Raw genomic sequence first — 18,823 nt, 5'->3', positions numbered from 1 at the left:
GGAAATCGCCAATGTTTGCTTATCTCCTCCGACGTTCGCTGGAAATGATCCCGGTGCTGCTGGTGGTCTCGCTGTTGGTTTTTGCCTTTATTAAGTTATTGCCGGGCGATCCGGCGCGTATTTATGCCGGTCCGGACGCGCCCGTGGAAGCGGTCGAGGCGGCGCGGCAGCATCTGGGGCTGAACGACCCGTTGCCGCAGCAATATCTGCACTGGCTGAGTGGCCTGTTCAGGGGCGATTTGGGCGTCACTTACCGCACCCAGCAGCCGGTGACCGAGGTGATTGCCCAGGGATTTATGCCGACGCTGTGGCTGGCGATGGCAGGTTTTACCTGGTCGGTGCTGCTGGGGCTGGGCATTGGCGTGGTGTCGGCGCTGAAACGCGGTAAATGGCCGGACTGGCTGCTGATGAGCGTGGCGGTCGGCGGCATCTCCATGCCGCCATTCTGGCTGGGACTGCTGCTTATCCAGTTTGTGGCGATGCCGTTTGGCCTGTTCTCTGTCAGTGGTTTCAACAAGGCCAGCGATATTATTCTGCCCGCGCTGACGCTGGGTTCATCGGTCGCGGCGGTGATGGCGCGCTTCACCCGCTCGGCGTTTCTGGAAGTGGCCCAGGAAGATTATGTGCGCACCGCCAAAGCAAAAGGGCTGCGTAACCGGCTGGTGACATGGAAACACATTATGCGTAATGCGCTGATCCCGGTGATCACCATGCTGGGGTTGCAGTTTGGCTTTTTGCTGGGCGGATCGATTGTGGTGGAAACCGTGTTCAGCTGGCCGGGCCTGGGCTGGCTGCTGATCGAGTCGATCAAAAGCCAGGACCAGCCGGTAATTCAGGCACTGGTAATGCTGTTTGTATTTGAATTCATTGTAATTAATTTGCTGGTGGATCTGCTGTATGCGGTGGTTAATCCGGCGATCCGACTGCGTCAGGAGCCTGCATGAAGACTCACTCCCACACCGCGCTGGCCGGTAGCGCAGAGGATAACAGCCGGTTGCGTTCCCCGTGGCGTGATTTCCTGCAACAGCTGTTGCGTAACCCGCTGGCGCTGCTCTCCGGAGGATTTATCCTGCTGCTGGTGATGGTGGCGCTGTTCGCGCCCTGGCTGGCACCGTGGGACCCGATGACGCCGGACTGGATGGCGCTGTCGTCACCGCCTTCCGCCGCGCACTGGATGGGGACGGATGATCTTGGGCGGGATGTGATGAGCCGCATTATCTACGGCGCGCGCATTTCGCTTTATGTCGGCGTGCTGTCGGTCACCTCCGGAATGCAGGTCGGCATCCTGCTGGGGTTGCTGGCGGGCTACTATGGTCGCTGGGTGGACACGCTGATTATGCGCGGCTCTGACGTGCTGTTTGCCTTTCCTGGTATGCTGCTGGCGATTGCGGTGGTGGCGATTCTGGGGCCAGGGCTGAATAACGTTATCATTGCCGTGGCCATTTTCAGCGTGCCGGTATTTGCCCGTATCGTGCGGGCGTCGACGCTGTCGCTGAAGCAGGCGGCCTATGTCGAGGCGGTGCGCTGTGCAGGCGCGCCGGACCGGGTGATCATCCTTCGTCATATCCTGCCGGGCACGCTGTCCAACGTTATTGTCTATTTCACCATGCGCATTGGCACCAGCATCCTTACCGCCGCCGGGCTGAGTTTTATTGGTCTGGGGCCGGAGCCGGACGTCCCGGAGTGGGGCAATATTCTGGCGATGAGCCGCAGCATGATGATGGCCGGGCAGTGGCATGTCAGCGTCTTTCCCGGCCTTGCCATTTTTATCACCGTGCTGGCGTTTAATCTGTTGGGAGATGCGCTGCGCGATACCCTCGACCCCAAACTGAAAGGATGACGGATGGATTACCAACGGGCGGCGGTTGAGCTGTTACTGCAACGCTGGCGTGCCAGCCGCCAGCTGGGCGCACCGCGTGGTACGCCTGGCCTGAGCAACAGCCTGAGTGATGTGCCTGGCGTACGCGTCGGGCATAACACGCTGGCTGAAGGTGAACGGCAGACCGGCGTAACGGCAATCGTGCCACCGGGCGATAATCTGTTCCTCAACCCATTGCCCTGCGGCGTTGCGGTGCTGAACGGTTTCGCCAAGCCGGTGGGGTTGATCCAGATTGAGGAGCTTGGCGTACTGCAAACGCCGATCCTGCTGAGTAACACGCTGGCGGTGGGGACGCTGTTTACCGCGCTGGTGCGCGATGCCATCGGGCGCAATCCTGAACTGGGCCGCTCGTTGCCGACGGTCAATCCGCTGGTGCTGGAGTGCAATGACGGCTGGCTGAATGATATTCAGGCGCTGGCGGTAAGCGAACAGATGGCGTTCCGCGCGCTGGCCGATGCCCGTGCCGACTTCGCCCGTGGTAGCGTTGGTGCCGGTCGCGGGATGAGCTGTTTCAGCCTCAAGGGCGGCATTGGGACGGCCTCACGGCGGTTACCTGCGCTGAATGCCACGCTGGGCGTACTGGTGCTGGCAAACTTTGGTGCCCTGAATGCGCTGACCCTCGACGGCGTGCGGATGGGGGAGGTGATCGCGCCATTACTGCCTGCGCTGACGCCGCAGCGTGATGCCGGTTCCATTATCATCATCATGGCCACCGATGCGCCGCTGGATGCACGACAGCTGAAGCGCGTGGCGAAACGCGCAGGTGCCGGGCTGGGGCGGCTGGGTAGCTACTGGGGACACGGCTCCGGTGATATCGCCGTGGCGTTTTCCACCGCCGGCACCCCACAACCGCCGGAGGAGTCCACCCTTGAGCCGCTGCTGGCGGCGGCGGCGGATGCGACCGAATATGCGGTGCTGGATGCGCTGCTGAGCGCGCAGCCGGTAACCGGCTTTCGCGGTCATCACCGTCCGACACTGAGTGAGGTGCTGGACAGGCTGGCGCTGTCCGGCGTCAGCCCGCTTATTTAACTGTTGCGTCGAACAGGTTGTTTACCGGCCCGGCGCGTTGCTTATTACCAAAGGTCACCGATGAAAATTTTTATTTCTGCCGATATCGAGGGTGTTGCGGGCGTGATGCGCCCGGAGCAGTGCAGTCCGGGCCATGCGGAATATCAGCTGGCGCGGGGACTGATGGAACAGGAGGTCAACGCTGCGATTGCCGGTGCGTTTGCCGGAGGGGCCAGCGAGGTGGTGGTCGCGGACAGCCACGCTCAGATGACCAATCTGCGGGCGGAAAATATCGACCCACGGGCGCGTCTGGTGCAGGGCAAACCGCGTGGCCTGTCGATGGTGGAAGGGCTGGCGCAACAGCAGTATGACGGCATGATGTTTGTTGGCTATCACAGCGCGGCCGGGGAATCTGGCGTACTGGCTCACACCATCAACGGGCGGGCATTTTACCGGGTGAAGATCAACGGGGAAGTGATGGGCGAGAGCGACATCTATGCCGCCGCCGGTGCGGAGCGTGGTACGCCGCTGTGGCTGGTGACCGGCGATGATACGCTGCAAAAATGGATCGCCCATTACTATCCCACCGTCGATTATGTCTGCGTCAAACGGGCCATTTCGCAAACCTGCGCGGAATCTCTCAGTCCACAGTCAGCCTGCGCTGCCATCATTGATGCGGCGGAACGGGCAGTAAGGCAGGCGCGTACAGGGCAAACCACCCGGTTGCAGGCACCTCTGACGCTGGAGCTGATGGTGGCAAAGCCGGTGCTTGGCGATCTGTTCTGCCTGATCCCCGGCGTGCAGCGGCGGGATGCGGTGACGGTCAGCTATAGCGCGGCGGATATGGCAACCCTGGTCAGCCTGCTCAGTGCCTTTTCGTATCTGGCCACCACGCAGAACTAAGGTGATCTCCTTTATTTCAGAGGAAGAAGTGTGTTCACATATTGTGAACGTATGAATTCTGGAGTAGTTTTTGCCAAAACAAAACGCGTAGAGGGAATGATGCGAGTTATATCAAGGAAACCTTTTTACGAGGCGGCGAGATCTTATCCCAATGATGCACGCGCTCTGGATGATACATACCGGGTTTTGCAAACGGAGAAATTCCTTTCGCCACAAAATCTGAAGGCGAGATTTGCCAGTCTTGATCGATTTAAATATCGGAAAAAGTGGTGGGTGATAGATGTTGGGGGAAATAATCTCAGAATTATTTCCTATATCAGGTTTGAAACGCAGAATGTTTTTATTAGACACATTGTACCGCACAAAGAGTATGACAGGCTGACAGAGTACTACCGGAGGAATCCAGAATGAGAGCAGCAACAGCAGAAAAATACCAGCTGGTGCTTAATGTAACAAAAAACCTGGTCGATGCCGTGCCTCTTCTTGGCACCAGCCCTACATCAACAGACTATCAGGAAGCGCTTTTACTGGTTGAATTTCTCATCGACCATGATGATGAAAATCCGCTAATCGATCTGTTAGCCAAGAAAATAGCTGACTACGAAAATAACGCGCCAGAATATAAAGATTTCAATGCGCGCATTGCTACCTTACCACGCGACCTGGCGATGCTGAGGACATTAATGGATCAACACGGCCTCAATCAAAGTAGTTTTGTCGCAGAGATTGGTTCCCGTTCGTTGGTAAGCATGATTATGCGTGGTCAGCGAGCCCTTACTCTGGAACATATGCGAGCGCTATCGGCGCGTTTCAACATTCCTGTTTCTGCGTTTATAGAAGATAATCTCTGATAACAGATGCGTTTTGTATTTACAGAACCTGAGGACACTTTTATGTTCAGCTTCACGGCAGGGATGCCTGGATGCAGTCTGGTGACATACTGGCAAAGGCGAAGAATGAGCCTGTTACCATTACCAGTGAGGGGGCTGCTCTGTGGTGATATCCGCTGAAGAATACGACGAGTCAGAAGCGGTCAGACTGCAAAAACTGAAGGCGCTGATTGCCCGCTCAATTGCTCAGGCAGAAAGAAATGACCTGGATGGAATTGATAATGTGTTCAGCGAGCTTTCGGTTGATGAACTGACTGCTACAGGAGATAAAGCACAGAGATAAGCAGTTTTCCCTGTGCTTCAACGCTGCCAGCGCACCATGCGGCTTCTGTTCAGCGCCAGACGCAGGCTGTCGCCGTCGACCTGCATCGCAAAACGCTTCTGCCAGGGGCCGTCCTGCGCGGTAGCCAGCAGTCTGCCGTTGCCCAGTGAAATCAGCGAGGCGGTCATCGCCGCCGGGCCGATCCCCATCACCATTCTGTCACCCGTAATCACTAACTGGCTGCGCTGAGCGGGTAAAACCCAGCGGCCCTGCACCGCATCCAGCGAGGCGCTGTCAGCGTTCGCCGGTACAAAACGCCTTGCCGCAAGGCCAATCTCTCCGCAGATGGCGTTGCCATCCTGTCGCAGGCGCAGCGGGAACGTGCCGGAGAGCGAGACGGTTTCCCCCGGATTTTCGCCGTGATACACATTTTCGCTGTGGCCCAGCCATTCGATACTGTCGGCCCTGACGTTCAGCCAGTCGCAGTCATCCTCCGCCACGTAGAGGCCAGGCCTCAGCGCATGGCCGCGCACCGCATCTGCCTGGCCGAGCAGGCTGTTCATCACCGCCAGCGCGGAATCATAACTGGCGACATCCTCGCGGTTTGCCACCAGCGCCAGGCCCACTTTTTGCTGTGGATCGAGCAGAAAGTAGCTTTTGTAACCGGCATGAGAGCCCCCGTGGCCCACCAGTTGCACACTGCCCGATTGCGAATGCGCGATACCCAGGCCATAGCCGGTCAACCGGCCATCTGCCAACTGACGTGGGGTGGCAACAGATGCAAGCGCGTCCGGTTGTTGCAGCAGATGTTGCAGCCAGCGACTGAGGTGGTTAACGCTGCCGGTAAGACAACCGGAGGCGGAGAGGTGCAGACCGGCACTGGCCAGCCGCCACTGCTGCCCCTGCCGCCAGTAGCCCGGCACCAGCCCCGGCACGATATCGAACCAGCTTTCGGGTGCGGTGAAGTTGAGATCCAGCGGTTGATTGATATGTTGCCGCAGCAGATCGGCAAACAGAATGCCCTTTGCTTTTAGCGCCTCTTCCACCAGACGGTAACCGGTGTTGGAGTAAGAGATTTCGCTGCCGCACGGATAGCTCAGGCTGCGCTCTTCACTGAGAAACGCCAGCAGATCGGCCGCCTGGGTGGCGTTGTACACCGACAGGCCAAGCAGCGACAGGGTTTCCCGCACATCGGGCAGGCCTGCGGTCATATCCAGTGCCTGACCGACGGTCACCTGGCCGTTCTCACCGCTCAGTTGCGGCAGATGCTGCGCCAGCCGGTCTGTCAGCCTGATATGTTGTTGACAGTGGCCGGTGACCAGTGCGGCGAAAATGTGCTTGGTAACGGAGGCGAACCGCACCACCGTATCGCCGCTGAAAGGCGTCCCCTGTGCCAGATCGGCCAGCCCGCCGCAGCTGACGCTGTGCACCGTGTCGCTGTCGAACAGGACGATTGCGCCGCCGGGTTCGCCCGGCTGGCCCCAGCCTGCGGTGATGCTGTCCGCCAGCTGCCGCGCTTTCTGCCAGTTGAGCGTCATGCCGGTTCCTCCAGCGTGACGCTGAGATCGAACAGCTCAGCGGTGTGTGGATGTTGAATACGGCGGGCGCGCAGATCGTCCGCACTCAGCTGTTCGACCATTTTCCCCTGCTGCATCACGCCGATTTTCTCGCAAAGATGGGTCACCACCGCCAGGTTATGGCTCACCATAATCCAGGTCAGTTTGCGCTGCTCGCGCAAGTCGCTGAGCAGATTGAGGATTTCTGCCTGAACGGAGACATCCAGCGCCGAGGTTGGCTCATCCAGCAGCAGGACTTCCGGCTCGATTATCAGCGCCCGGGCAATCGCCACGCGCTGGCGCTGGCCGCCGGAGAGCTGGTGGGGGAAACGAAAGCGTACTGCGGCAGGCAGGCCAACTTCCGACAGCGCCTGGGTGATGCGCTGCTCGGCACGATCGAAACGATGCACCAGCAGCGGCTCATGGAGAATGCGGTCGATAGTCTGACGGGGATGCAGCGAGCCATACGGGTCCTGAAACACCATCTGTACCTGGCGAAAGAAGTTACGGCCACGCACTGCTGAGAGCGCCATGCCGCCAAACCGCATCTGCCCGCGCCAGTGGTGATTCAATCCAGCCAGCGCACGCAGGATGGTGGACTTACCGGAGCCGCTTTCGCCAACGATTCCAAAGCTGCCGCCATTCGCCACGCTGAACGACACGCCTTTCACCACCTGCTGTGCTGCAAAATCAATTTGTAAATCGGTAACCTCGATCATAACGCTCCTTATTTGTCCCGCCACGCGGCTTCGCGCTGCATGACCGGCAGCCGATTGCGGGGATGACGCAGCGACGGCAGACAGGCCAGCAGTCCCTGAGTATAGGGATGCTGCGCCTGATGCAGATCGGCGGCGTTGAGCATCTCAACGATCCTCCCGGCATACATCACCGCGACGCGGTCGCAAAAATGCGACACCAGCGGCAGATCGTGGCTGATCAGAATCAGTCCCATTCCGCGTTGCGAAACCAGATCGTCAATCAGCCGCAGGATCTCAGCCTGCACCGTCGCATCGAGCGCGCTGGTTGGCTCATCGGCGATCAGCAGTTCCGGATCGGGGGCCAGCATCATGGCGATCATCACCCGCTGGCCCATGCCGCCGGAAACCTCATGCGGATAACGTTTTGCCACCTGCTGTGGGTCGCGGATTTTCACCTGAGCCAGCAGATCGACAGCGGCAGCCATCGCTGCACGCCTGCTGCCACCTTTGTGCTCACGCCAGGCTTCGGCAATCTGCTGACCAATGGTCATTACCGGATTCAGCGAATATTTCGGGTCCTGCAAAATAAAACCAACCCGTTTACCGCGTACCTGACGCAGGGTTTTTTCGCTGGCACCGCGCAGATCGATGCCGTCAAAACTCAGTGCATCCGCCTGCACCTTCGCGCTGGCGGGCAGCAGCTGCATCAGGCTGCGGGCGGTCAGAGATTTGCCGGACCCGCTTTCACCGACGATGGCGAACTTCTCTTTGCCAACGCTGAAAGAGACACCGCGCACCGCGTCGAACGTCTCTGAACCGCTGGTGAAGCTGATGCGTAAATTTTGAATATTAACCAGCATTTACTGCTCCTTCGGATCAAGGAGATCACGCAGGCCGTCACCAAGAAAGTTAAACGCCAGCGAGGTTAAAAAGATGGCGATGCAGGGCATCAGCGGCACCCACCACTCGCTGAACAGAAAACGCCGTGCGGTGGCGATCATCGTGCCCCATTCCGGTGAGGGGGGCTGGGCGCCCATACCCAGAAAACCCAGGCTGGCCGCGGTGATGATGATCGAACTCATATCCAGCGTCACGCGCACAATCAGACTGGGCACGCACAGCGGCATGACGTGGCGCAGAATAATGCGCAGTGGCGAAGCGCCGCTCAGGCGGCTGGCGGCGATAAAGTCGCTGTTGCGAAACTGCAAGGTTTCGGCGCGCGCCAGACGGGCATAAGGCGGCCAGGCGGTCAGCGCAATCGCCAGAATGGCGCTTTCCACGCCGGGTTTCAGCGCGGCAACGAAAGCCAGTGCCAGAATCAGTCTGGGGAACGCGAGAAAAATATCGGTCAGACGCATCAGCGCTTTATCCAGCAGCCCGCCGGTATAGCCTGCAATGCAGCCAATAAACAGCCCGACAGGGGCGGTGATCAGCACGATAATAATCACCATGCCCAGGGTGGTACGGCCGCCGAACAGAATGCGCGTCCAGATATCGCGGCCCAGCTCATCGGTGCCCAGCCAGTGAAGAGATGAAGGGCGCGCAAGGCGGTTAGCCAGGTCCTGGAAGCCAGGATCGTAAGGCGTTAACAGCGGTGCGGCGATCGACACCAGCAACATCAGCACAATGATCGCCAGCCCGCTCATTGCCAGTGGATGGCGCTTCAGGCCCAGCCACAGCCGGTAGCGACGTCCCCATATCGCCTGGCGACGGGTGCCAGGCGTTTCATCGAGCAGCCAGGCTCTGGTTAACATAGTCATTTCACTCTTGGGTCCCATAAGCGGTAGAGAATATCGGCGCAGAGGTTAAGCAGCACATAGACCGTGCCTACCAGCAGCGTCGCGCCGACTACCGGATTCATGTCGGCATTCAGCAACGAGGTGGTCAGATACTGGCCCAGCCCCGGCCAGGAGAAGACGTTTTCTGTCACCACCGCACCCTCCAGCAGACCGGCATAGGTCAGCGCCAGCACGGTGACCAGCTGTACCGCCACGGTCAGAAAAGCGTGCCGCCAGATAACCCGGCGTGATGACAAGCCCTTTGCCCGCGCGGTAATCACAAACTCGCCGCTCAGCGCATTGAGCATAAAGGTGCGGGTCATGCGGGTGATATACGCCATGCTGAACCAGGCGAGGATCAATACCGGCTGGGCCATATGGGCGAGGGCATCGCGAAAAGCGTCATAGTCTTTTGCCAGCAGCGCATCCACCGTCAGCAGGCCGGTGACCTGGGGGACCATATCCTGATAAATGATGTCCTGCCGTCCCGGCCCTGGCGCAATACCCAACACGGCGTAGAAGATAAGCAAACTGAGCAGCGCCAGGACAAATACCGGCAGGGAGTGCCCGGTCAGGCACACCACGCGTATCAGCTGATCGCTCCATTTGCCCTGCCTGACCGCCGCCCAGACGCCCAGCGGGATGCCGATAATGGCGGCGACAACGATCGCTGCCGTTGCCAGCTCCAGCGTCGCCGGGAAAAAGCGGGCAATATCCTCGCTGACCGGATTTGAAGTCAGCACCGAACGGCCTAAATCACCGTGCAGAATCTGCACCAGATAGTGCCAGAACTGCACCCACAGCGGCTGATCCAGCCCCATCTCCTGACGCACTCGTTCCACCGTCGCCTGCGGAGCGTTATCGCCTAACGCGGCCAGCACCGGATCGGTCGGCATCACCCGCCCAATAAAGAAGGTCAGCAGCGCCAGGCCACATAGCGTCAGCAGCAGGCTTCCCAGCGTGCTGAGAATTCTTTTTAATTGCGGCATCAGACTTTTTTTACCCGCTCATAAGGGTTGTCGTTCAGCACGGTAATCTGCATCCCTGTCACGCCTTTGCTACCGGCCCAGGTGTTCAGTTTCTGGAACATGAAGATAAACGGGCTTTTTTCACGATGTAGCGTCTGAATCTTTTCATACAGCGCGATGCGCTTCTGTGCATCTTTCTCGTGCAGCGCGTCCGCGGTCAGCTGGTTGAACTGTTGATCCGACCAGCTGCAACGCCACGCCAGCGAGCGCACCCGGGCATTATCGCTGTTATCGGTGTTGACGCTGAAGGCTTCGGTATTGGAGTTGGGATCGAAGTAATCGGCACCCCAGACGGTCAGCGCCAGCTGATGTTGACGGGCGCGCATTTTCGTCAGTACCTGCCGGTTTTCAGCGGCGATCAGTTGCAATTTAATGCCAATTGCCGCCAGCTGTGTCTGGAGAGTCTGGGCAATATCCGGAAACGGCTGAGCGGAATAGTGATCGAGTGTCAGTTCAAAGCCATCCGGATAGCCCGCCTCAGCCAGTAACGCTTTGGCTTTTGCCACGTTAAGGCGAAAAGGCTGATCGTCAAGTGCCGCCGGGAATCCGGCAGGCAGCAGGCTCTGGTGGGTTTTCCAGGTCAGTGGAATGATATTTTTCTGAATGCTGTCATAGTCGATCGCCCATTTCAGCGCCTGCCATACCTGTGGTTTGCTCAGATGCTCATTTTTGGTATTGCAGGACATCAGCATGATGGTTCCCACTCTCTGCTGCACCACATGGAAATTGCTGTCGTTAAGCAGCGGCCGTAGCTGTTCTGTGGTCAGGTCGCGAGCGATATCCACATCGCCTTTTTGCAACATCAGCAGCTGCGCGGAGGGGTCGATAATGTGTTTGGCAATCACCCGTTTGATGGCGCTTTGCGAAGGATGATAGCTATTTTTCTCCAGAATCACGCTCTCGCTGGCTTTCCACGCGCGCAGGGTGAAAGGGCCACTCCCCGCACTGTGCTGCTTGATCCAGCCATTGCCCTGGTCATCGCCATTTTGATTAGCCAGCGCGATTTTCTTCTGCACGATGCTGCCGACCGGTGCGGAAAGGCAGTAGAGCAGGAAGGTTTCGGCGGTGGGCTCACTCAGATACAATTCCAGCGTGTGCTCATCTTTCGCCACAATCATCTGCTCAACATTCTCTTTGGTGAAGCCAAACTGATTGATAATAAAGGCCGGACTTTTATCCAGTTTAACCACGCGTTGCAGAGAAAATGCTGCGTCATCGGCGGTCAGCGGGCTGCCATCGGCAAATTTTATCGTGGGGTCGAGATGAAAAGTGCAGGTCTTGCTGTCACTGCTCATTTCCCAGGATTTTGCCAGTTCACCCACCACTTCATTGGGCTTTTCCGGATTTGACATCACCAGACGCTGATACAGGTTGCCGCAGATTTCAGAGCCAATCGCTTCGAAGCTCTCCGCCGGATCAAGGCTGGTCATATTGTCGAGCTGCATCGCCATCACCAGCATGGTCGGTGGGGTGGCGGCAAAGGCGCTGTCAAACGAGAGATAAGAGAGAAAAGGAACGGCGCTACATCCTGCAAGAAAACGTCTTCTGGTAACCATAACTTCTCCAAGATATTGAAAATAAACAATTTTAATGGTGGATTTTGCGTCGTTTATCTTGACAACCCGCCGCGTACTCAGGTACTAGTGGAGGGGTGAAACTTATTTTATCCGGCAAATCAGGTTGCGCTGTGGTGGTGCGGTTGCGCCATAAAATGGCAGTCTGGCCTTTATCAATCGGGAGCGGAAAACCATGTCTCATTCTCAGAGTGTTGAAGCGGTCACCGAGCCTGTTTTTGATGGCCATAATGATCTCCTGATGCGTCTCTGGCTGTCTCAACATGACGATCCCGTCACGGCATTTCTCAACGGGTTGAGCGTCGGGCAGATGGATTTGCCACGGATGCGTCAGGGCGGTTTTGCCGGAGGCCTGTTTGCGGCTTATGTGCCTTCTGAAGGATTTAAAGCAAGAACCGCGCCAGCTGTTAAAAATCACCGTTCAGGGCCGGTTTTTGGTCAGGCAGAATCAACGCCTGCACAACAGGACGCGCTGGCGATTACGCTGGAGATGTTTTCCACCCTGCTGCGTATTGAGCAACAATCTGCCGGTGCGGTGAAAATTTGCCGCAGCGTGGCGGATATTCGCCAGTGTATGCGTGGCAGGGTGGTGGCTGCGGTGATGCATATTGAAGGTGCGGAAGCGCTGGACGCGGATTTGTCGCAGCTGGAAGTGCTCTATGACGCTGGTTTGCGCAGCCTGGGGCCGCTGTGGAGTCGTCCAAATATCTTTGGCGAGGGTGTGCCTTTCCGCTTTCCCTCTTCACCCGATACCGGCAATGGTCTGACGGCGGCGGGGCTGCGACTGGTGCGTGCCTGTAATCAGAAGCGCATCATGGTCGACCTTTCACATATGGATGAGAAAGGGTTCTGGCAGACTGCTGCCATCAGCGACGCGCCATTGGTTGCCAGTCATTCCAATGCACATGCGCTTTGCGCCCAGTCCCGTAACCTGACCGATCGCCAGCTGGCTGCTATCCGGGAGAGTAACGGTTTTGTGGGGGTAAATTTTGGTATCCGTTTTCTCCGCAGCGATGGCAGAAATGCACAGGAAGCCACGGTGATGGAAATCGTGCGCCACATGGATTATCTGCTGGAGAAACTGGGTGAGGACAACGTCGGTTTTGGCTCAGATTTTGATGGCACTACCCTGCCTCCCGATTTACCCGGCGTTGCCGGGCTGCCGCTGTTGATCACCACGCTTGCAGAGTGTGGTTACGATAAACCGTTGTTGGAGAAAATTTGCTGCGGCAACTGGCTGCGTGTGTTGCAGGCAACCTGGGGTGACGCATCATGCGGCTGAGACATATTGAGGTTTTTCAGGCAATTATAGAGACAGGCAGCATCAGCGGGGCGGCCCGCCTGCTGCATGTTTCCCAGCCCAACGTCAGCCGTGTGTTAAGCCATGCCGAGCAGCAGCTGGGCTTTGCGCTGTTTGAGCGTGGCAGCCAGGGGATGATCCCGACGCCAGAAGCGCAGCGTCTTATACCGGAAATCCGCGAACTTTTTACTCGCCTTCAGGCTATCAGCCTGTTAACCAGCCAGCTGCGTAAGGGAGAGGGTGAAACGGTCCGGGTAGGGGCTGCTCACGCGTTTGGACAGATGATCCTCGCACCCGCTCTGGTGGAATACCGCCGCAACAATGGTTATGTGAACGTTGAGCTGGTGACAGAGCATTTTCAGACGCTGTGTCAGAATTTACTGGCGGATCAGCTCGATTTTGCGCTGGTTTTTGGTCAGCAGGTGTCTGGAGAACTGGTTGCTGAACCGCTGTTTCACTCGTCGATGGTCGCTATTTTGCCCCGGTCAATGACCATCAACGGTCCGGTTTCTCTCGACTGGTTGTGCCAGAACAATCTGCTGATGATGCAGAAGGAAGATCCGTTAGGCCAGGTATTGCATCGGGCATTGCGTGATAAAGGCTTACAGCCAGTGGGCTCGTTATATATCAAAACCTATTCAGTCATTGCCGATATGGTATCGGCAGGAGGCGGGGTGGGTATTGTCGATTTGTTTACGGGCAAACGCTATGCCGATCAGCTGTTGGTACTTCCGGTGGCTCAGCCGTTACCGTTTGAAGTCATGTTAATCAGTCGTCGTGATCGCCCTCAGTCGCAGTCTACTCTACAACTTAAGCAGATAATTCGTAGTCGTTTATGGGAGCTGGCACGTCAGTATGAGCTAAAAATGTATAGCTAATATCGATAATATAATGGGGGTTATACAGCTAAAAAAATGAATAAGATGAAGCAGGGAAGAGTAAATAATACATTACTGCAATGATTTTCCGTCATTAATAATCATTGGAGAAGGCGACGCTATAATAAATTTTTTTGGAATTATATGATTTTTATTGGTGGAATAATGAGTGATGATAAATGATGATTTTTTATCAGGCTGGTCGATTGTTTCATTATGTTTTCAGCTACAAAAATGCTGAAAACATACCTGCTTTACTTCGACGAACATTAAACGTATTATGCCAGCGGCACCAGAGTGCATTTAAAAATCCTCAAAATATTTCAGTAGTTTTCTTCTTAAACAGCAATTATTCATAAGTCAATATCGTCAATTACCGCCCGGAGGCAGGAATGACTCCAGGTTATCCAGATCGGGATTATCAGGTAAAAGGAAAATTCGATGGTTATGTCTGATGCTAATGATGCCAGATGCAAAAGTATTGTGAGAATATCATTACATAGTGATAACTTCTATTATACTTTTGGTCTTGGCCATCTCATCAAAGAATTCAACGGCAGGTGGAACAACTCCGCGTTTTGTTTTTTGATTGATGAAACTGTTGAGGAAGTGGGTAACGTAGCAAATGTTGTTATTCGGGACTCGATGGTCAGCATTCGCCTGAGAAATGGCTGTAATAGTTGGAAAAAAAATAATAATTCAGAGTGGCAGGCGACGATTCACATTCCGTTCACTTGCCGGCGACATAATGTTTCGGAAGTTATGGAAAAGATAAAGAAAATACTCCTGATCGCCAGTATGGATTATCCAGCTTTTATCAGTCCGGAGAACCATAAGTCGATTGGGCTGAAAAAAATTAAACAGCTGTCATTAACAGAGTGCAAAATTTTACTGCTGGTTGGCAAAGGGTATAATGTAGGTTATATATCCAGAATCCTCAATCGTTCGGAAAAAACAATAAGCAATCATTGCCGAAATTCTATCCGAAAACTCGGAATGCTTAATCGGGTTGAATTCTACAAATATGCCACCTTTATTGCTCATTGTGCTAATAAAGAGCGTAGTATAGTCTGTCTCTGATTATAAGCGCATGTGTCAGTTTAATGCTGACAGACATGCGCTTTTTTTTAAAATAATTATAGCTTGCTATTCAATGTGGCGGCCTCGGGATCGAAGCTGTTAATGAGCTGAACATAATGTTTACGTTGATATTCAGTAAATTCTTTTTCAGCACTGAGGGTAAAAATAATGACGTTTCTTCGAGCGCCGTTAATAACCGGATGATAAGGTAGCGCGACCATTGTCTGCACCTGTTTCATTAGCTGTCCCTCCAGATAAAAACGATTTCCTATCTGTACAACAGGCAGCTTTGCCGGACCAATTTCACTGGTGAGTTGTTTTCCTTCCACGGCAAAGGCAGGCATAGTATTTGTCATAAATGACATTTGTGACTCACAAAACTCTGCCAGAGTTTGATCTTCAGCCAGAAAAGCACGATTAACCAGAATTGTATATTCATTATCTTCCGGATCACGAAATCGTAAGACATTAACGCTTTGATCAAAGATAGGTGCTTCGGTTAAAAGTGTGCCTTCATAGAGGGTGTAGGTTATTTTATTTTTACTCATGATATTTTTACTCATTATTGATGTGATAATTTTCAGGTAAAGGGATAATGTCCACCCGCCTGTTTCGTTTTCGACCTTCATCTGTGTCGTTACTGGCTATCGGAGCACTTTCACCAACCCCCTTAATCACAAATCTGGTGACAGGTATATTGGTGTGTTTAATTAACCAGTCGCGTACTACGATGGCTCTTTCTTTGGAAATTTGCATATTTCTTTGATGAGTACCTGAATTATCAGAGTGCCCAATAATCATGAAAGTGGTCTGAGGGTTATTGCTAATGACAGGGAGTAACGCTGTCAAAATTTCATCACTGCCCTCTTTAAGCTGCGAACTATCTGAAGAAAATAGTGCTACTGACTCAGAGGAAAACAACAGCGGTTCGGCACGGGTATTTTTGATGACTTTGTTAAGTTCGGCCAGCACCTTATTACAATTTGACAGTTTTAAAATTTGTAATAGTCGGCTGGAAGAACAACCAGAAAGTTCATCACGGTATTTGATAAGTTGAGACAGAGCACTGCGTTTTTGCTGAAAATGAACAATGTCCAACTGGTTAAATGCAAAGAGATTATTCCTCATCCGGGTCAGCCGTTCTCCCTCATGCCAGGTTATTCCCACCATCAACAGTGCAAGTAGCAGCGTGATAGTGGCGGGGATCCAGGTTACCCGGCGTCGGGGTTTTCGCGATTCATAAACCCATGTTTTTATCGCGGGCATGTGCAGGGCGTCGGGAAGTTGAGGAAGGCTCATGGTTGAAGCAAGGCCCGGATAAATTTGAAATCTGTCGGCAATCCAGTTTGCCCAGGCCCCATGTCTGACAAAACCCGCACCATAGTCAGAGAGCAATACAGCTGTAAGCATCAGGGACGTTCTGCTGAACAGCGTCTGTAATGACTTTATGATTCCTGTTTCATGCATCCACAATTGCAGGGCATCAGCCATAGCTAAACGCTGTACGGCGTGATAGCCGCCAGAGTGACTAATCTGCATCAGCATGGTGTTAAGAGTGGAAAGCTCATGATTGAAAGTGGTTTCTTCACTGACGGTAAGATCAAAGTTTCCCAGCCATATTGCCTGTTCAGGATCGTCAACAGAACGCTGATGACTTAACTGTGCGTATAAGCCAAATACGCACGGAAGGGGCTCAGTAAGCGGATGCGCGAGAAACTGGCTCTGCCAGTCATTAAGCTGGGCATGGATCAGCTCACTGCTTTCCTGCCCGTCGGGCAGAAAAGGAAAGAAAGCCCTGATGACAGTGCGGGAGTCAGGAAGGCGTAATCGTTTCCATTGCTTGTGCAGGTCTTCAGCTTCCGGAGCCAGGATCCAACGCACAGGCGCATGTTCAACCGGTTCTGAGGCAGGTTGAGAAAACCATTTCCGGGCGTAGGGACCAATAATGAAAATGATAATGATAATGACCTGGTCTCTTTCTTCTGAGGAAAAAGGGTGTTGGGAATTATTATTCATGTTAGTTTTCGCGGACATTAATAAAGGCCACCCAGGTATTTTATGCAAAAAAACCACAGAATTATTAACAGAAAAATACCGATAGCTGATTGCCAGATGAATGAACCATACCAGCGGCTACGTGGTTTATCGGGAACAAGAAAGATGACTGATTCGGGTTCTTTATTTTCAGCGTGAGGAATACTATTTTCGACCGGTTCACCCGGATAACACGCAAGTAGCGCATGAATTTTCCCATCACTGTCAGGATAATGAGATATCAAAATAAGCAGTTGGCGTGTGTAATCGAAAATTTTCCCATCACTGTTTTTCAACAGGAATTCAAGCCGGGCGCTTAATGAACCCGATTCGACATCATAACCGTAAAAATGACGGCTAAGTAAATGTCGTTCCCAGGAAATGTTGTTAGCCTTAAGACGAAAGGTGATATGTTTATCGAAGTAAAGACAAATGATATAACACAATTTATCACTCAGTTGTTCACATTGCCCTTCAGAAACAAGCTCCTTGCTGAATTGTTCTATCAGATTAACCAGCTTAAGCTGAAATTCTGAAAGAGAAGGAATGATCCCATTGAAAGATAACAAGGTATCGATGAAAACTATCCGGTTAAAATATTTTTCGCTTTTCACCACGCCACCTCAAAAATATTTCCCCATCCTTCGTTTCGCAAGTAGGGACTGATTCTGATAACGCTGGGATTTAATCCAGGGGAAGTAATGAAGTCGAATTCTATTTTCAATTCTTCTTCACTCTCTTTCATTAATGTATTTTTAATTTCCTCAGCGTGGAATATTTTTTTCTCCAGAAGGTCGTTATTTTTATTGTAAACGCCTATGTGTAATTTCACTATGTCTGTAAAAGAAAATTCAAGCTTAGCTCTGGGCAGGGACAAGGTCTTTTTATTTAACCTGATAAGTCTTTTGCGCCAGTCTTCTCCGTTATGACTGACAAAAAATGCGCAACGTTCTTTTTCGACAACTTCAGGTAATACGCTACATAACCTGAAATCTACGCCTGTTATGTCTTCAAATTCTTTTAGTGAACGTTTATTTCCCAGAGAATAGCGTGCGTCAATGCTTTGTTCATTTGATTCATTTTCAAGTAAACAGCGCACTCGTTTTTTAGCGTCACGATCTCTGTCCCACCACGCCTTGTCCACGGCACCCGTATTTTTAGCTTCACTATTATGATCCGACCAGATTTTGTTATGATCTTTTCGACCATAAAAATGCCACAGTAAAATTTTATGAGGATGCCAGATGTCATAACCAGAGGTATAGGCTCTTGCAGCCATGGCAATTTCTTCGCCCTCAAAAAATATCTGAGGATCATTAGGTACATCAACAACAAATGATCCTTCGGCAAAAATAAATCCACCAGCGAGATAACTTCCTCTCACCGGTGCATCTGCTTTGAAATCAACAGAGCTCAGTTGGAGGATTTTTTCATTTGAGAAGCCCCGAAACACCAGGCGGCTGACAAAATTCTTCCTGCTACTGTCATCACCGGGTTGGTAGGCAGGTGGATATGAGGAGAGAACAGGGTGGTGACTTTTATCTTTTAACAGGGTAAGCATACACATCATTTCTTTATCCCAGTTTTTGATAAAACGACAGTGTGAGTCAATTTGCAAAAAATAATCTTCTCCATGATAAAATTTTTCGCATATGCTTCTTGCCCAACACGCCCCCTGACTGTGGAAATAATGAATGCTCAGGATAGTAATCTCAACATTACAATAACTGAAAATGTAAAGAGGGTGGCCGTTATGAATTTTTTCCTCAAGCAACGCCATTCCATTCTTCAGAAATAAATTAATATCACCCTTATCTTGCCAGCAAACAGCAATTCTCAAGAAACACGAACCCGAAGACATATTTATCATGTCATGCAGCGTGGGAAGCAGTTCCGTATCTCTGTAGCTGGCAATGCTTACAAAAATTCCAGGCTTCAAATCCATATGTCACCAG

21 protein-coding genes are annotated in these 18,823 nt (G+C 53.1%); 10 read left to right on the top strand and 11 right to left on the bottom strand.

The window, feature by feature from the left end; translation table 11 throughout:
• The first annotated feature begins 11 nt into the window (after positions 1–11).
• From BG55_RS04185 to BG55_RS04155, 7 genes are all read left to right on the top strand, one after another.
• The gene (locus BG55_RS04185) at positions 12–944 is read left to right on the top strand and encodes an ABC transporter permease (protein WP_034934625.1); all 933 of its coding nucleotides are present in this window, start codon (positions 12–14) and stop codon (positions 942–944) included.
• The gene (locus tag BG55_RS04180) at positions 941–1,840 is read left to right on the top strand and encodes an ABC transporter permease subunit (protein ID WP_034934623.1); all 900 of its coding nucleotides are present in this window, start codon (positions 941–943) and stop codon (positions 1,838–1,840) included. The genes BG55_RS04185 and BG55_RS04180 overlap by 4 nt, the downstream gene beginning before the upstream one ends.
• A gap of 3 nt (positions 1,841–1,843) precedes the next feature.
• Positions 1,844–2,908 carry a DmpA family aminopeptidase gene (locus tag BG55_RS04175; RefSeq protein WP_034934621.1) on the top strand — a complete coding sequence of 355 codons (1,065 nt, stop codon included), beginning with the start codon at positions 1,844–1,846 and terminating at the stop codon, positions 2,906–2,908.
• A gap of 60 nt (positions 2,909–2,968) precedes the next feature.
• Complete coding sequence (locus BG55_RS04170; RefSeq protein WP_034934618.1) at positions 2,969–3,790, top strand: M55 family metallopeptidase; 822 nt, start codon at positions 2,969–2,971, stop codon at positions 3,788–3,790.
• 99 nt (positions 3,791–3,889) lie between these two features.
• Entirely contained in the window at positions 3,890–4,201 is a 312-nt protein-coding gene (locus tag BG55_RS04165) for a type II toxin-antitoxin system HigB family toxin (RefSeq protein ID WP_034934702.1), read from the top strand.
• On the top strand, positions 4,198–4,641 hold the full coding sequence (locus tag BG55_RS04160) for a helix-turn-helix domain-containing protein (RefSeq protein ID WP_034934615.1): 444 nt from the start codon (positions 4,198–4,200) through the stop codon (positions 4,639–4,641). The genes BG55_RS04165 and BG55_RS04160 overlap by 4 nt, the downstream gene beginning before the upstream one ends.
• A gap of 142 nt (positions 4,642–4,783) precedes the next feature.
• Entirely contained in the window at positions 4,784–4,963 is a 180-nt protein-coding gene (locus BG55_RS04155) for a hypothetical protein (RefSeq protein ID WP_235192710.1), read from the top strand.
• 17 nt (positions 4,964–4,980) lie between these two features.
• Here the strand turns inward: BG55_RS04155 and BG55_RS04150 are convergent, their stop codons facing one another.
• Genes BG55_RS04150 through BG55_RS22940 form a run of 7 tightly spaced genes read right to left on the bottom strand, consistent with a single transcriptional unit; the run spans position 4,981 to position 11,805 of the window.
• Positions 4,981–6,480 carry a serine hydrolase domain-containing protein gene (locus BG55_RS04150; protein ID WP_034934613.1) on the bottom strand — a complete coding sequence of 500 codons (1,500 nt, stop codon included), beginning with the start codon at positions 6,478–6,480 and terminating at the stop codon, positions 4,981–4,983.
• Entirely contained in the window at positions 6,477–7,217 is a 741-nt protein-coding gene (locus tag BG55_RS04145; RefSeq protein ID WP_034934611.1) for an ABC transporter ATP-binding protein, read from the bottom strand. Before BG55_RS04145 ends, BG55_RS04150 begins: the two co-directional genes overlap by 4 nt.
• Positions 7,218–7,225: 8 nt before the next feature.
• Positions 7,226–8,056, bottom strand: coding sequence for an ABC transporter ATP-binding protein (locus BG55_RS04140; protein ID WP_034934608.1), 831 nt, complete (start codon positions 8,054–8,056; stop codon positions 7,226–7,228).
• Positions 8,057–8,956, bottom strand: coding sequence for an ABC transporter permease (locus tag BG55_RS04135; RefSeq protein ID WP_034934606.1), 900 nt, complete (start codon positions 8,954–8,956; stop codon positions 8,057–8,059).
• Positions 8,953–9,963 carry an ABC transporter permease gene (locus tag BG55_RS04130; protein ID WP_034934605.1) on the bottom strand — a complete coding sequence of 337 codons (1,011 nt, stop codon included), beginning with the start codon at positions 9,961–9,963 and terminating at the stop codon, positions 8,953–8,955. The genes BG55_RS04135 and BG55_RS04130 overlap by 4 nt, the downstream gene beginning before the upstream one ends.
• Positions 9,963–11,558, bottom strand: a complete 1,596-nt coding sequence (locus BG55_RS04125; RefSeq protein ID WP_034934602.1) for an ABC transporter substrate-binding protein — start codon at positions 11,556–11,558, stop codon at positions 9,963–9,965. Before BG55_RS04125 ends, BG55_RS04130 begins: the two co-directional genes overlap by 1 nt.
• 31 nt (positions 11,559–11,589) lie before the next feature.
• Positions 11,590–11,805, bottom strand: a complete 216-nt coding sequence (locus tag BG55_RS22940; protein WP_200871590.1) for a hypothetical protein — start codon at positions 11,803–11,805, stop codon at positions 11,590–11,592.
• On the opposite strand from BG55_RS22940, the gene BG55_RS04120 reads away from it, so the two are divergent.
• The 3 genes from BG55_RS04120 to BG55_RS04110 all read left to right on the top strand — a co-directional run bounded on the left by BG55_RS04120 (position 11,752) and on the right by BG55_RS04110 (position 14,834).
• Positions 11,752–12,858, top strand: coding sequence for a dipeptidase (locus BG55_RS04120; RefSeq protein WP_034934599.1), 1,107 nt, complete (start codon positions 11,752–11,754; stop codon positions 12,856–12,858). The two genes, BG55_RS22940 and BG55_RS04120, sit on opposite strands and share 54 nt — an antisense overlap.
• Positions 12,849–13,754 (top strand): LysR family transcriptional regulator, encoded by a 906-nt coding sequence (locus BG55_RS04115; RefSeq protein WP_034934597.1) that lies wholly within the window; start codon positions 12,849–12,851, stop codon positions 13,752–13,754. The genes BG55_RS04120 and BG55_RS04115 overlap by 10 nt, the downstream gene beginning before the upstream one ends.
• A 447-nt stretch (positions 13,755–14,201) precedes the next feature.
• Entirely contained in the window at positions 14,202–14,834 is a 633-nt protein-coding gene (locus tag BG55_RS04110; RefSeq protein WP_160170831.1) for a helix-turn-helix domain-containing protein, read from the top strand.
• 56 nt (positions 14,835–14,890) lie between these two features.
• Here the strand turns inward: BG55_RS04110 and BG55_RS04105 are convergent, their stop codons facing one another.
• The 4 genes from BG55_RS04105 to BG55_RS04090 are packed head-to-tail and all read right to left on the bottom strand — an operon-like array spanning position 14,891 to position 18,813.
• Positions 14,891–15,382: a DcrB-related protein gene (locus BG55_RS04105; RefSeq protein ID WP_034934698.1), complete on the bottom strand. Its 492-nt coding sequence runs from the start codon at positions 15,380–15,382 to the stop codon at positions 14,891–14,893.
• A 7-nt stretch (positions 15,383–15,389) separates the two neighbouring features.
• Positions 15,390–16,907, bottom strand: a complete 1,518-nt coding sequence (locus tag BG55_RS04100) for an OmpA family protein (protein ID WP_152542616.1) — start codon at positions 16,905–16,907, stop codon at positions 15,390–15,392.
• Positions 16,868–17,482: a hypothetical protein gene (locus BG55_RS04095; protein ID WP_052018676.1), complete on the bottom strand. Its 615-nt coding sequence runs from the start codon at positions 17,480–17,482 to the stop codon at positions 16,868–16,870. Before BG55_RS04095 ends, BG55_RS04100 begins: the two co-directional genes overlap by 40 nt.
• Positions 17,479–18,813, bottom strand: a complete 1,335-nt coding sequence (locus BG55_RS04090) for a GlcNAc-transferase family protein (protein WP_034934591.1) — start codon at positions 18,811–18,813, stop codon at positions 17,479–17,481. The genes BG55_RS04095 and BG55_RS04090 overlap by 4 nt, the downstream gene beginning before the upstream one ends.
• Positions 18,814–18,823 lie beyond the last annotated feature (10 nt).

It is taken from the genome of Erwinia mallotivora, from assembly GCF_000590885.1.
Classification (GTDB): Bacteria; Pseudomonadota; Gammaproteobacteria; order Enterobacterales; family Enterobacteriaceae; genus Erwinia; species Erwinia mallotivora.
The sequence above is the reverse complement of the archived record's forward strand: the minus strand, read 5'-3'. Positions and strand labels throughout refer to the sequence as shown.

Coding starts and splice junctions, on each gene's coding strand:
- BG55_RS04185 (WP_034934625.1), top strand. CDS start 12: ATGTTTGCTTATCTCCTCCGACGTTCGCTGGAAATGATCCCGGTGCTG.
- BG55_RS04180 (WP_034934623.1), top strand. CDS start 941: ATGAAGACTCACTCCCACACCGCGCTGGCCGGTAGCGCAGAGGATAAC.
- BG55_RS04175 (WP_034934621.1), top strand. CDS start 1,844: ATGGATTACCAACGGGCGGCGGTTGAGCTGTTACTGCAACGCTGGCGT.
- BG55_RS04170 (WP_034934618.1), top strand. CDS start 2,969: ATGAAAATTTTTATTTCTGCCGATATCGAGGGTGTTGCGGGCGTGATG.
- BG55_RS04165 (WP_034934702.1), top strand. CDS start 3,890: ATGCGAGTTATATCAAGGAAACCTTTTTACGAGGCGGCGAGATCTTAT.
- BG55_RS04160 (WP_034934615.1), top strand. CDS start 4,198: ATGAGAGCAGCAACAGCAGAAAAATACCAGCTGGTGCTTAATGTAACA.
- BG55_RS04150 (WP_034934613.1), bottom strand. CDS start 6,480: ATGACGCTCAACTGGCAGAAAGCGCGGCAGCTGGCGGACAGCATCACC.
- BG55_RS04145 (WP_034934611.1), bottom strand. CDS start 7,217: ATGATCGAGGTTACCGATTTACAAATTGATTTTGCAGCACAGCAGGTG.
- BG55_RS04140 (WP_034934608.1), bottom strand. CDS start 8,056: ATGCTGGTTAATATTCAAAATTTACGCATCAGCTTCACCAGCGGTTCA.
- BG55_RS04135 (WP_034934606.1), bottom strand. CDS start 8,956: ATGACTATGTTAACCAGAGCCTGGCTGCTCGATGAAACGCCTGGCACC.
- BG55_RS04130 (WP_034934605.1), bottom strand. CDS start 9,963: ATGCCGCAATTAAAAAGAATTCTCAGCACGCTGGGAAGCCTGCTGCTG.
- BG55_RS04125 (WP_034934602.1), bottom strand. CDS start 11,558: ATGGTTACCAGAAGACGTTTTCTTGCAGGATGTAGCGCCGTTCCTTTT.
- BG55_RS04120 (WP_034934599.1), top strand. CDS start 11,752: ATGTCTCATTCTCAGAGTGTTGAAGCGGTCACCGAGCCTGTTTTTGAT.
- BG55_RS22940 (WP_200871590.1), bottom strand. CDS start 11,805: ATGGCCATCAAAAACAGGCTCGGTGACCGCTTCAACACTCTGAGAATG.
- BG55_RS04115 (WP_034934597.1), top strand. CDS start 12,849: ATGCGGCTGAGACATATTGAGGTTTTTCAGGCAATTATAGAGACAGGC.
- BG55_RS04110 (WP_160170831.1), top strand. CDS start 14,202: ATGTCTGATGCTAATGATGCCAGATGCAAAAGTATTGTGAGAATATCA.
- BG55_RS04105 (WP_034934698.1), bottom strand. CDS start 15,382: ATGAGTAAAAATAAAATAACCTACACCCTCTATGAAGGCACACTTTTA.
- BG55_RS04090 (WP_034934591.1), bottom strand. CDS start 18,813: ATGGATTTGAAGCCTGGAATTTTTGTAAGCATTGCCAGCTACAGAGAT.